Source organism: Flavobacterium luteolum (assembly GCF_027111275.1).
In the GTDB taxonomy this organism is placed as follows: Bacteria; Bacteroidota; Bacteroidia; order Flavobacteriales; family Flavobacteriaceae; genus Flavobacterium; species Flavobacterium luteolum.
Genome location: NZ_CP114286.1, coordinates 4,055,454 through 4,067,967 on the forward strand (window position 1 = coordinate 4,055,454; position 12,514 = coordinate 4,067,967).

The window sequence follows — 12,514 nt, forward strand, 5'->3', positions numbered from 1 at the left end:
TAATAATAATATTGAGTAGTTTTTTTATGCAATGTCAAACTTCAAAAAAAGAATCCATGTCAGAAACCGATTTTTATATTAGTGAACATAGTATTACTTACAAAAACAAGGAATTGCCATTTGGTAAACCTGTGAGCGAATGGGTGAAAATTTTTGGAAAATATAGTAGAATATATCAAACAAGTGTATATATCTGGGACGATTTAGGAATTTATGTTTCTGAATCAGAGAAAAATAAAAACATTGATGAACTTCATATCTTCTTTATGAACCTTGACAGTCCTTTGGGGCAGATGGGAAAATTAGAAGAAGCTAGAGGTAGAATGTCAGTAAAGTTTGTCAAGGAACGTAATCATAAAGATGGATGGTTTCCTGAAAAAACAGATCCTGAATTCTATGTTGAGATGTTAAATGACGAGAGAAATGGCTCAGACGCTCCTAAAAATTTTATTTATCCCTTTAAAATTTATGCAAAACCGTTGAATATAGAGGGAGCAGAAGTAAAAGCAGGTATGAAAGTGTCAGATATTAATAAGAAAAGAGAAGCAGTAGATTTACCCGTTATCAAGTATTACGATGCTGATTTAAATACAAAACTAGAAGATGGTTCTGTTACTACTTTGTCCAATGGTTATTTTACAACATTTAGTGGTTTCCTGACTCCCGAAGAACAAGCCAGAGCCAATTTTTATAATATCATGTATCGCCAAACCGAAGGCGAGATAGAGTACATTCGTATTGTACATGATAAAGGGCAGGAGTATTCTAAATTTTAAGAAATGAAATGTTTTTTAATATTTTTTTTAAGCATCATCTTAATACAATGCCAAAGTAAAAATACGGATATGCCAGAAACCGATTTCTACATCAGCGAACATAATATTACTTACAAAAAACAAGAATTGCCTTTTGGTAAACCTGTCACAGAATGGGTAAAAGTTTTTGGTAAGTATGATAGAGTTAATCCTCCTTTAGGAAAAGAGGGAGTTGTACGTCGGGACTATATTTGGGATAATTTAGGATTGGCTGTAGAAGAACATGGTGAAGATGGGAAAAAGAAAATTATACCAGATTTTTATATTTTTTTTATGAATCTTGACAGTCCTTTAGGTCAGATGGGAAAACTGAAAGAAGCTAAAGGAAGAGTATCTGTAGCATTTATAAAGGAAAAAGACAAAAGAACAGGATGGTTTACTTCTGATGCAGATTATGTCGAGATGGAAAAAAGGATAACAATAGGTTCAGATGCTCCGCAAAATTTTATTTATCCATTTAAGATTTATAGTAAATCGTTAAACATAGAGGGAGCAGAAGTTAAAGAAGGTATGAAAGTGTCCGATATTAATAAAAAAAGGATGGCGGCAGATTTGCCTGTCATTAAGTATTGGGATGCCGATATGAATAACAAGCATGAAGATGGCTCTACAACAACTTTGTCAAATGGCTATTTTACCTCTTTTAATGGTTTTAGTAGCCCAGAAGAACAAACCAAAGCCGATTTTTATAATATAATGTATCGCCAGACAGAAGGTGAGATAGAATATATTCATATCGTGCATGATAAAGGGCAGGAATATTTTAAGTTTTAAATTGGAATTAAATTATATCTTAATTTAATTCCCATTTAAACAATAATAGATAAAAATACTATGATTCATGAATGAACAATTAAAATATTTTACAAAGATAACATCAATAGCTGTTTTCAGTTTTTTGAAAATTAATTTATTAGGTTTCATTAATACTATAATCTGCTGTACAATTGGAGCGTTTTTATTGTCGGCAAATATTGGTCATGCAGCACATACCAATTCGGGAGCATTGATATTATTAGTGTTTTTTTCAAGTAATCCTATTGGAACAATCTTGTTTGCGCTAATCTTTTTAGCGCCATTTTTAAACATAATAGTAGGGAACAAATATATTGTAAGTAAAGTTGTATATCGTTTGGTAAAAGACAAATCAGAGAGTACGATCACACCACTATTGGATACTGTTTTGACCAAATTTAAAAATAAGCAACCTGATGGAATTAAAAAAGGAGCCGATTTGGCACTGGCTAAAATAAAACTTTTAAATCAGGTAAAGTCTGAAAAAGGCAATAAATTGTTAAAAAAAGTATTGTCGTTTGGATTGAAAAAAATAAAATTAGATGATGTTGATTTTAGTCAGAATCATGTTGATTTTAAAGAGGTTGTGAAAATAAAAATTATCAATGCTTTGCATAATTGTACAGAACCTAGCAGGAAAGGGATTTTAGCAATTTTAATTTTTCAATGGATTTTTTTATTGCTGATTTGGATTGTTAAATTTTAAATAATTGACAAAAAATATTCCAAAAATCTCCCCCGCTCTGCAAAGTGTTCTTTGTCAAAAGCTATGCAAATGTCTGTGACTTTGTGCCATTCTACAACATCAAATTTAAAAGATCAAATTGTTTAAAATCGGAGACTTTCAACAATTTGATCTTTTAAAAAAAACGTTACAATGATGGACTTTAATAAAAGCTCCAATTAAGAAACAGTTAGTTTGAAATAAGACTAATAAACATAAATAAGATTTAAAATCACAGAATCATAAAGTTAATCTTTATGATTGGAATTTCGTTTGTGAAATATGATTGATGAATGGTATAGCATCATTTCTATTTCTGATATTTTATAAAATTTAAATTCAGTACTAAACAAACAGAAATATCTTAATAAATTACTCAATCTTAATTTTTAATTCTTTATGAAATCAAAATTAATTTTAGCGATATTACTGTTAAGCAGTTGTACCAATAACAAATTTTCGGGCTATGTCTATGATTATGATACCGGAAAGCCAATTCAAAATGTTATGGTAAATATTATTGGGAATGTCACAAGAACAGATAGCATTGGATATTTTGAGTTAGAAGTAAACTCAAATTCCAATTGTGCTATAAACTTAAAACGGCAGGGCTATGCTGTTAAGATCATGTTACGAAAACCTGATTTTGCAGAGGGAAATAAAAATAAAAAGCCAAAAAAAAATACCATTTTTATGTTTAAGAGCGACAGTGATTTCTCTAAATAAAAATCATTCAGTAATTCTAACAGGTTTAAAGAAATCAAGCAATGAGACAAGATCGAATAAAAGATAGAGTGCTAAAAAGAGCAGCTAGATCATGGGGCTTTTCAGATGTTGAGATGGAAACATCATTTGATCCTGTGGTATCAATGATGCTTAATGCATTGTCTTACGAATTGGAGAAAGTAGCCCATGAACTTGAAGACTCTAAAACAAGAGTAGTAGAAAGAGTTTTGGAAATTATGTTTCCTGAAGTTACGACAGGAGTAAAACCTGCAAGAGCAATTTTGCATGCGTTGCCAATAGAGAATAATATGAAAGTTTCCTTGCAGAATCAAATGACTGCAAATCGAAGAATTCATAATATTTACAATCCTTTAGCGCCAATTATTAAAGAAGTTGCCCTGTCGCCAACATTAGAAGTAAAGCTGTCATGTGCAGAGGTAAAATATGTCGCGTATGAGCGTAATTTGTTCGAGATTTCGAATCTTTTTTACAAAGATGCCATACGAGGCTATAAGAATTCACTACCTTCTGGTGTCGTGTTTTTAGGACTTGAATTAACAGATCCGAAGGTCGAAGACATTGAAGATTTGATGTTATATATTGACATTAAAAATATACATCAGAAAGAGATGTTTCATTACTATTTAAAACAGATGAAATGTTTTCAGGATGATGTGCAAATTGGGGTAGAAGAAGGTTACAATGTTCCTGTAAATAATATTGATATCGAAAATATTATCAATCGTAATTACACGCATTTGAGTGAAATTATGCAGGAAGTGAATGAGTTTTATTTTGATAATTTTTATACGCTGAAAGGATCATTAAAGTATAAACCTTTTAATGAATACAGTTCAGAATATAAATGTTTTGAAGCTGTAACAGAGAGAAATGATAATCCGATTATTTGGATAAAAATGGTTTTTCCAGAATCGTTAATTCCGCAAATATTAGATAATGTTTCTTTTGCGGCAAATTGCTTTCCTGTAATTAACAAAAAGAAGCATATTATTAGTAAAACCTTGGGGAATTTCTTGTCTTATATAGCATTAGAAACAGACAATAATTTCTATCTGGATGTTGATAAGGTTGTCGACGGATTCAATAATCATTATGAAATAAAGGAATTTAAAGATGGAGTACTTGAAGAAGGAAATGCAGTATTAAGAACAGGCGGCGTATCCAGATTCGATTCTAGAAGTGCTTCAGAATTACTGCAAAATGTATTGGACTTGTTAAAGGACGAAAGTTCTTCTTTTGCAGGTTTGGGTAAAGACTTTATGAACAGCTCTTTGGTTGAAATAAACCAGCTTTTAGCTTCTGTCGAACAGCAAGCGAGAGAAAGCAGTTTTTCTAAAAATAATGATCCTTATCTCATGATTAAACCAAAAATTGATGAATCTATAGGAAAGTCATTTTGTATACATTATTGGTCTACTTGTGCAGAAGAAGGAAATGATATCAAAGCAGGAACTGTTTTAGAATCTAAAGAGGATATGCTGTTTGTAAGTAAAGAGGCAGTTTTGGTCACCAATACAGTAGGCGGTATGAACAAGCAGAATAATAAAGATCGTATTTTAGCTTATCGAAATGCTTTACTGACTCGTGGCAGAATTGTAACATTTGCAGATATAAAAGCATTTGGATTTAATCATTTTAAAAGCTGTGTAACAGATATTAGAATAGAAAAAGGAACGCGAAAAGAAATTTCTGTAAAAGCAGGTTTTAGCAGAACAGTAGATATTTATCTAAAAATTGATGCAACAGAAAGAAACTATCTATCCGCTACAGAATGGGATTATCTGTCTGAAAGTTTTATAAAGAACTTAAAAAATAGGTCATCAAATGTATTTCCTTATCGTCTTTTCATAGAAGAATAAAACAAAAAACGCCGAAAAACTACTTTTCGGCGTTTTGCTTAATTGGGGATTTATTTTGGTTTTACTGGTATTTTTTATCCGTTAGCGTTTTCATAAAAGTAACTAGAGCCTTTTCTTCTTTTATAGTCAAATTCAGTTTGTCAAAAGGAAGTGTTTGATTTTCTACTTCGTAGCCTAAACCAATTCCACCGCCTTTATTGTAGAAAGAAACTACTTCTTCGAGCGTCTTAAAAACTCCGTTATGCATATATGGCGCTGTAACAGCAGCATTTCTGACAGTTGGCGTTTTAAATGCTCCAACTAATTGTGGCATTTGGTTGTAGATGTAACGGCCTTTATCTGGGCTTAAAGTTTTTCCGGAAGCTTCACTTGGAGTTCCGATAACTTCATGTTCGGTTTTGGAATAACTTGGCGGAACTGTTCCGTTAAATAATGGCGTAAAATGGCAAGTGGCACATTTTGCTTTTCCCATAAAAAGGTTCATTCCTTCGATTTCTTGGCTGTTTAAAGCTTTTTTGTTTCCTCTCATATAGTCATCAAATCGAGAATCAAAAGCATTTAAAGAGCGTATATAACTCGCAATAGCATTTTGAATCTGCCACGCTTCTGGTTTTGATATTTTTGGATAAGCTTTTTTGAATAGTTTTACATACTCCTTGTCCAGCTGAATTTTAGCATGAATATTTTCCATCGAGCCATGCATTTCGTCTTTATTCTGAATCACATCCACACTTTGTTTTTCTAGATCCAACTGACGCATATCCCAAAACTGAGCATTCTGCAAAGAAGCATAGGTTAGAGTAGGAGTGTTTCTTGGTAAATTCATTCCAGTAAGTGAAATGTTTGTTTTTAATCCGTCTGTAAAAGCTTTTTCAGGATTATGGCAAGTTGCACAGCTTCGATCATTGTTTTTTGAAAGACTTGTATCATAAAACAATTTTTCGCCTAAAATGGCTTTTTCTTTAGTAAAATTATATTCTTTAGAAAGAACAAAAGCATTCACATCAAAAGCATCTTTATCAAATAAAGTTTCAATTGTTGGTTTCAGCGGACTGCTTTTCTTTACATTTTTAATATTCTCTTCTTTCTGAAAAGTTTTCAGTTTTTTCGAAATCGGATTTAGATATTCAGATATAAAAATAGCACGATTAAAAGCATTGAAATTATTATTTTCAGTGCAGTATTTTTGTGCGCTTTTGGTCAACTCTTTTAATTCAGATACTGATTTATTATCAGCATCAATCTTTTCAAGCGTTTCTGGAATTGAGATTAAACTCTGGCCAGCTTCTGGAATTGAAGACTGCAAAATCGGACTATCAAAACCAGTTATTCCTAAAGCAATAACTCTAAAAACATTCTGCTGCATAGCATCCAAAACGTAATCATCACTAATGGTAATAACTTCAAAAGTGCTTTTGAGTTGTTTAATATTCGATTGAAAAATATTCAATTCTCTCGTTAAACCTTCTTTACTTTCAGGATTGTATTCAGGATAAATCATTTCTTCCATAACTTGAAAACCATGGGGTTCAAAAGATCTGTTTTCTTCCAATTCCATTTCGTCAAGAGCAGGACCGTTCATAAATCTACCAGTTTCAGGAATAAAATATTCAATTGCCCATTCGACTTTTTTGTATGCTAGACGTGACTTTTTAAATTGTGCTACAATTTCTTTTTGTGAAGAATTGCTGGTTACAAGTTTTTGAAATTGTGAAATTTCATTACTAAGTTTATTTAAGTCTACAAGTAATTCTTGTTTGATCGTTGGTTTTGAAGCTTCGCTTTCTTTGCATGAATAGAAAAAAGAAAGCAGTATAAATAGAAAAGTAAAATATTTTAATTTCATAGTGGAGTTGTAATAGAAACAACCCTTATCGAAAAATAAGGGTTGTCAATAGATTTTGGTAGAAATTATTAGCGTTGTACGTTTCTAATAATTACAGTTTGTCCTCCCTCTTTGTTAGTTTGAGTTCCTGAACCGTCAGCATTTTTAAATGCATCACTTTGCCAAGTGTGAGGGTGAATATTTACAGTGAAAGTATCTGGAACACCAATGATATCTGAAATGTCTTGCATAGCTCCAAATTCCCAGCTTCCAAATCTCATTTCGCCAGTTTGGTTATAAAGTGTATTCCAAGCTGTATCTGTTCTTTTGTGGTTCATGTTTAACCACGGTTTATTCTGTTTTGTAGCAATATTGTACTGCCAGATGTAAGAATCGTGTTTTGCATCTGCATAATAGCTATCACCATCTTCTTGAATGTAAACATAGTTTTCAGTCACACATAAGTTATCAGGATTGATAATTCCAGTTCCAGGAGTACTGTCTCCTTCAACAGCCAATTCTAAAGTTCCTTTTAATGGGTTTGTTGCATCTAATTTTACTTTATAAACTCTTCCCCACATTGTATATCCTTCAACAGGAGCATTATTTGTTGCTTGACCAGTTGCAGTAAAGTAAATTTCTCTATTGTTGCTTGCACTTCCTTTTCTGTAATCTACGTCTTCAACTCTTGAGAAACGAATTGCTTTTAAATCATTAACTGTTGTATTGATTACCGCACCAGTTAAGTTTTTAGCATTCGGAATTTCAACAAATTCAACTGGATATGAATTGTTTAAAGTGATAGTTGTTTCAACTTGATTTCCGTCAGTTCTTTTTAAAGCGTATAATTTTCCATTAGATAAATCGCCAACTGTGCTAACATACATGATTAACTGACCAGCACTTACGTGAGAAGTTGCATAAGATTGATCTTCTCCAATTAAAATAACTGTTTTTCCTGGGTAAGCTTCTTTTGGAAGCGGAACAGCGTTTTCCATACTCGCTTTTCCTAAAGCTGGCAACACTCTGTCAGTTCTAGCTTTATCAGTAGATAATCCAAGAGGATTAATTCCGTGAACCATACTTTCCTGACCGCTTTCTCCAGCAGTTAAAAAGATTGGCCCAAATCCGTGGATTTCTGGAGTTGCCAAAGTAGCAGAACACAAACGAGTAAGACCTCCAACACCATCAACGATATAGTCTCCTTTTACAGGCTTGAAAGTTTTGTCTAAATATACTCTTGATACCGATTGAATAATTTCATGGTTAGTAATCATAATGTATCCATCACCTTTAGGATCTTTCATTATTCCAGCTCCGTCAGGCTGTGCGCCATAAACAAAAGATGGAGAATCTGGAAGTACATCAGCGCTTGTAATTAAAGTGCTGATTTTTAAGTTTTCAAAACCTGTCTGAGCATAAACAAAAGGAGGTATTTTTGAATGTGAAGTAAAATCGATGCTTGCGTTTACATCGTTTTTTGAATCTTTGTCATCATTTTGACAGCCAATTGCAGTAAGACCTGCAATTCCAAGCAAGGTAATCGATTTTAAGAAGTTAGCTTTCATAAAGTGTTTTTTTGTGTTTTTTTTGATTAGAGCAAAGCTATCTTTCAAAAACAAAATACATGTTATGAGTATTTTTTCTTTTTGCTAACTTTTATAAGTCTTGTATTACTAAATGGTAAATTAAAAGTTTAGAATGTAAATTTTAGATTCCTAAAAAAAATCTTAAAGCGGTTTAAAAAGCTGATTTAGATTGACCGCCTTTTTCTCTTTTAGCTTTTTTACAATCTTAAGAAAAGCAATCGCAGTAATATAAGCATCACCCAAAGCAGTGTGACGGTCTTTTTTTGAAATATCAAATTTGTCAGCCAAATCATCTAAGGTATAATGATCTTTTCTCTCGAATAAATGCGATTGAATCAAAGTCTTTTTGTACAAATAAGCCGTATCTAAAGTTTTATTGGTTAAATGCGGAAGGCCATTTCGTTCTAAAGCTTTATTAATCATGGTAACATCAAAAATTGTGTGATGCGCAATGATTATAGAATCTCCTAAAAAATCTAAAAATTGCTTTAAAGCCTCTAACTCGGTCGGACGTTTAATCAATAAATCTTTTAAAATACCATGAATTTGAGCAGTCGTTTTATCATAATGATCTTGTTCGAGATAAACTTCAAAACTATCCTGAACATTAATGATTCCGTTTTGAAGAACCAATGCGCCAATACATAAAATACGATCGTTATCATAATCAAATCCTGTAGTTTCAGTATCTAAAACAACAAAACGAGTTTCTTCGATGGTAATATTTTCATCGAATAGATTAGTCTCTTCTTTTTTCCAAAAATTGAATAAACTCATAATTATACCAGATTTGAAATATTAAAACGTACCGAAATAAGTTCCTGAAGTTCTTTGATGGTTTTAAAAGTACGTTTCAGCTTAATTTTTTCCATTTTTGTTAAAGACTCCAATTCGATAAACTGACCCGAATCATGGTGTAATAATCCTTGTTTGGTTCTAAATTTCAGTAAAGCTTTAAACGAATAAGAGCATGATAAATACAATTCTCTATTATTTGGTTCCAGTTCAGCCAATTTCTCAAAACGTTCAGCCGTATTGCTGATTCCTTTTACCGAATGGGATAAAATTAAAACACGCGCTGCATCTGTTAAAGGCATTAAGGCTCTTCGTTTGATGTCGAAATTATCTTTGTTTGCGCCATCTTGTTCCACTAAAAATTGTCTAAAGAAGCCAGTAGGAGAAGGGCTTTGCAAAGCACCGCTCACCAAATGCATATAAAAAATCGGATTAGCTTTTACATTTTCAAAAATGGAATCAGACAATTCGTTAACGATTTCAGAATCGCCATAAGTTTTACTGTAATCAAAGAAAATAAAGGAAAGTAAAACCTCATTTTTCCCTGGATTTGTAATCCAATGATGCACCTGAGCTTTCCATTCATCCAGACTCATACACCATTTCGGACTAGAAGCCATCATATCGGCAGGACAATAATCGTAGCCAATTTCAAATAGGCCTTTATTGACAAGACCGGCAAATTTTAAGAAATATATTTTCGTTTCATCTCTAAAAACTTCATTTACATTTTCATAAACAATTGCATTATCTTGATCGGTATGCAACATTTGTTCGCCGCGTCCTTGGCTTCCAAGCGCCAACCATGCAAATTTTACAGGCGGCGGACTGCTCATTTTTTCCAAACAGATCTCGATAACTCGAGTAGTGCAGGCCTCGTTCAATTCAGTAATGATTTTGGTAATCAAAGTCATCGGAATATTTTGATCCAGATAACCTTGAAGCAGTTGCATAATTCGGTTGCGGATTGGTTTTATTTCCTTGATTTTTTTAGTGCGTTTCAGCGCTTTTATTAAAACCGCAGGATTATTTCCAAGCGCTACCATAACGTCGTGTTTCGATAAAATTCCGACCGCTTTAGTATTTACCGTTCCATCTTTCGTTAAACACAAATGGCTGATATTACTTTTCATCATCGCCATTTGAGCCTCGGTAACCGTCATTTTTTTCGGATATGTAATAACAGGTTTCGTCATTATCGTTTCGGCAGTTGTCGTAATTGGAAAATCGCCGGTAACAATTTTATTTCGAAGGTCTTTATCAGTTAGAATACCAATCGGAAGCATTTCATCAACAATCAGAATAGCACCAACTTTCTTTTTATTCATAATCTTAGCCACTTCCTTAACAGTCGTTGTCGGACCGCAGGTTACGATTTTTTTTGAATATTTGATGGGTGCTAAATCAAAAGAATGATTGCTCGAATGCAGGTTTTCATTTAACTGATCATCGCCATATAATTTATCTTTATGAATGTCTGAATACGGATTTCGAGTATTTGAAGCATAACTTTCAATTAGAAAATTGCCAATGTTTCTGTTTTCAAGGGCGTAAGGTTTAAAAACCGCAATAGGAATAGCGTAAAGAATACTTTCTTCATGCGCTACAGCCTCCATAATGTAATTTTCTTGTGCCAAAAGCGGACGAAGTCCAAAAATATCGCCTTCGTCACACATGTCTAAAACGGTGTTTTTAGTGCTTTTTTTCAATGCGATCGCACCTTTATGCACTACATAAAAAGAATCGTGCGTTTTATCATTTTCGGCAAAAATTACTGAATCTTTTTCTTTATAAATAATAGAAATCTGCTCAGATAGCTTTTCTAAATCTCTCTGATGCAAAAAATTAAACGGCGGATAATTCTTTAAAAAGTCGGCAACACGTTGCGAAATGGTATTTTTCATTTGGTTAGATTAGAGTTCTAATGTACTATTTAAAATAGAAATGTAAAAGAAACATTTTTGTTTTTTGAGTTGCAAAGAAACAGAGGGGCAAAGGGATAAAGGTTTTTCTGCACAGTTTTGTCATCCCGAGGAACGAGGGATCTCCGTAAGAAGCTCCACAAAGTTTTGTAATAAAAAAAGCTCCAAAATTGGAGCCTTCAATATTTTAAATCAAATCTTAATCAACTTTATAAACAGTACCTCGCTGTTTCTCTTCAGAACCAACCAAGCCAAATTCAAACGTATAAGAATCTTTAGAAGTTGTTAAAATCTTCATGCTGATTGCTTTTTCTTCAGCCATGTTTTTTGGATGCTTTTTCTGTAGTACATATTCACAGTCACTTACCCAACGAATGGTTGCTGTATCTGTTTTTCCTTCAAAAGTTTCGATTTCGATATCGTCTTTGCGTTCAAAATAAGTTGTTTTTTTCTCGCCGTTGACTTCTGTCTCAAATTTAAATTTTCCGGTTTTAAAATCTTTACAATTGTGTTCGGCGTTATAACATGAAACTAAAGCCAAAACAGGTAATAAGAAAATTATTTTTTTCATTTTAAATAAGTTTTTTTAGGAGCTGATTCCCGCTGTCCGCTATATCTTTTGTGGTGAACCCCACCACAAAAGGATGTCGCTACCATCGGGGCTAGGACTTTGGTTTTCAAAAGTCCTTTTTTCAATTAAAGAATAAAAAGAAAATTACAAGAGTTATAAAAGCTATAAAAAGTAAATTTCGTTTTTTGTTTTTAGAACTCTGCTCTTCGGTTAAATTTGTTTTGCAGAATTTAATTAAGATCCACCAACATGTCCCGCCAAAATTTGCATAATATTCGATCATTTCAATCTCTTTAATTCATCATCGGTAAAGTTCTTAATTTCTTTCTCTTTGGCAAACTTTTCAGCATTGTAATTTCCCGATTTATTCTTCGGAATCGATAAGCTATTCCATTCGCTGTTTTTCAATTGTTTGGCGTAAAAAACAATCTGACCAACATGATAAGGATAATGTGCCAATTGACGATTTATAGCTTCAATAACCGTATGACCTTCATTTCTAATGTAAATGATATCTGAAAGCTGTTCTGGTTTTAGACTTCCCAAAGCATTTTCAAGACAATTCCATCCTTTGTTCCAGACTTCCAGAACTTCTTCTTTAGACTGTAAATCGTTTTCAAATTCTGCATCACGATTTCGCCATTCTTTCTCTCCATCAGAAGTCAGAAAATCGGTCCAACGCGAAAGCATGTTGCCTGAAATGTGTTTTATAATGGTAGCAATGCTGTTGGTGTCGTCATTAAACGATACAAAAAGTTGCGAAGGCTCAAGCTGCTCTATAGCTTTTTCTCCAAGCATTTTATAATATAAAAATTGCTTTTTGACACTTTCAAGGTAAGATTCAGATAATTTCATAGCTATTTTTTTTGCCA

11 protein-coding genes are annotated in these 12,514 nt (G+C 32.8%); 5 read left to right on the forward strand and 6 right to left on the reverse strand.

Going from position 1 to position 12,514, the window contains the following annotated elements:
* Positions 1-56: 56 nt before the first annotated feature.
* From OZP10_RS17385 to OZP10_RS17405, 5 genes are all read left to right on the forward strand, one after another.
* Positions 57-776, forward strand: a complete 720-nt coding sequence (locus OZP10_RS17385; RefSeq protein ID WP_281632007.1) for a DUF7738 domain-containing protein — start codon at positions 57-59, stop codon at positions 774-776.
* A gap of 69 nt (positions 777-845) precedes the next feature.
* On the forward strand, positions 846-1,589 hold the full coding sequence (locus OZP10_RS17390) for a DUF7738 domain-containing protein (RefSeq protein WP_281632008.1): 744 nt from the start codon (positions 846-848) through the stop codon (positions 1,587-1,589).
* 187 nt (positions 1,590-1,776) lie between these two features.
* Entirely contained in the window at positions 1,777-2,316 is a 540-nt protein-coding gene (locus OZP10_RS17395; protein WP_281632009.1) for a hypothetical protein, read from the forward strand.
* Between the two features lie 417 nt (positions 2,317-2,733).
* Positions 2,734-3,060 carry a hypothetical protein gene (locus OZP10_RS17400; protein WP_281632010.1) on the forward strand — a complete coding sequence of 109 codons (327 nt, stop codon included), beginning with the start codon at positions 2,734-2,736 and terminating at the stop codon, positions 3,058-3,060.
* A gap of 41 nt (positions 3,061-3,101) precedes the next feature.
* Positions 3,102-4,940, forward strand: coding sequence for a type VI secretion system baseplate subunit TssF (locus OZP10_RS17405; protein WP_281632011.1), 1,839 nt, complete (start codon positions 3,102-3,104; stop codon positions 4,938-4,940).
* Between the two features lie 61 nt (positions 4,941-5,001).
* Here the strand turns inward: OZP10_RS17405 and OZP10_RS17410 are convergent, their stop codons facing one another.
* The 6 genes from OZP10_RS17410 to OZP10_RS17435 form a co-directional block, all read right to left on the reverse strand.
* Entirely contained in the window at positions 5,002-6,786 is a 1,785-nt protein-coding gene (locus tag OZP10_RS17410; RefSeq protein ID WP_281632012.1) for a cytochrome-c peroxidase, read from the reverse strand.
* 68 nt (positions 6,787-6,854) lie between these two features.
* Positions 6,855-8,333, reverse strand: coding sequence for a PhoX family protein (locus OZP10_RS17415; protein ID WP_281632013.1), 1,479 nt, complete (start codon positions 8,331-8,333; stop codon positions 6,855-6,857).
* A gap of 162 nt (positions 8,334-8,495) precedes the next feature.
* Positions 8,496-9,131: a 3'-5' exonuclease gene (locus OZP10_RS17420; protein WP_281632014.1), complete on the reverse strand. Its 636-nt coding sequence runs from the start codon at positions 9,129-9,131 to the stop codon at positions 8,496-8,498.
* 2 nt (positions 9,132-9,133) lie between these two features.
* Entirely contained in the window at positions 9,134-11,053 is a 1,920-nt protein-coding gene (locus tag OZP10_RS17425) for a DUF294 nucleotidyltransferase-like domain-containing protein (RefSeq protein WP_281632015.1), read from the reverse strand.
* Between the two features lie 217 nt (positions 11,054-11,270).
* Positions 11,271-11,642: a DNA topoisomerase IV gene (locus OZP10_RS17430; protein WP_281632016.1), complete on the reverse strand. Its 372-nt coding sequence runs from the start codon at positions 11,640-11,642 to the stop codon at positions 11,271-11,273.
* A gap of 279 nt (positions 11,643-11,921) precedes the next feature.
* Entirely contained in the window at positions 11,922-12,497 is a 576-nt protein-coding gene (locus OZP10_RS17435) for a DUF1572 family protein (protein ID WP_177210188.1), read from the reverse strand.
* Positions 12,498-12,514: the final 17 nt, after the last annotated feature.

Bases quoted from the DNA above. Each gene is read 5' to 3' on its own strand.
- OZP10_RS17430 (WP_281632016.1), bottom strand. From the start codon at position 11,642: ATGAAAAAAATAATTTTCTTATTACCTGTTTTGGCTTTAGTTTCATGT.
- OZP10_RS17405 (WP_281632011.1), top strand. From the start codon at position 3,102: ATGAGACAAGATCGAATAAAAGATAGAGTGCTAAAAAGAGCAGCTAGA.
- OZP10_RS17390 (WP_281632008.1), top strand. From the start codon at position 846: ATGCCAGAAACCGATTTCTACATCAGCGAACATAATATTACTTACAAA.
- OZP10_RS17420 (WP_281632014.1), bottom strand. From the start codon at position 9,131: ATGAGTTTATTCAATTTTTGGAAAAAAGAAGAGACTAATCTATTCGAT.
- OZP10_RS17410 (WP_281632012.1), bottom strand. From the start codon at position 6,786: ATGAAATTAAAATATTTTACTTTTCTATTTATACTGCTTTCTTTTTTC.
- OZP10_RS17385 (WP_281632007.1), top strand. From the start codon at position 57: ATGTCAGAAACCGATTTTTATATTAGTGAACATAGTATTACTTACAAA.
- OZP10_RS17400 (WP_281632010.1), top strand. From the start codon at position 2,734: ATGAAATCAAAATTAATTTTAGCGATATTACTGTTAAGCAGTTGTACC.
- OZP10_RS17435 (WP_177210188.1), bottom strand. From the start codon at position 12,497: ATGAAATTATCTGAATCTTACCTTGAAAGTGTCAAAAAGCAATTTTTA.
- OZP10_RS17425 (WP_281632015.1), bottom strand. From the start codon at position 11,053: ATGAAAAATACCATTTCGCAACGTGTTGCCGACTTTTTAAAGAATTAT.
- OZP10_RS17415 (WP_281632013.1), bottom strand. From the start codon at position 8,333: ATGAAAGCTAACTTCTTAAAATCGATTACCTTGCTTGGAATTGCAGGT.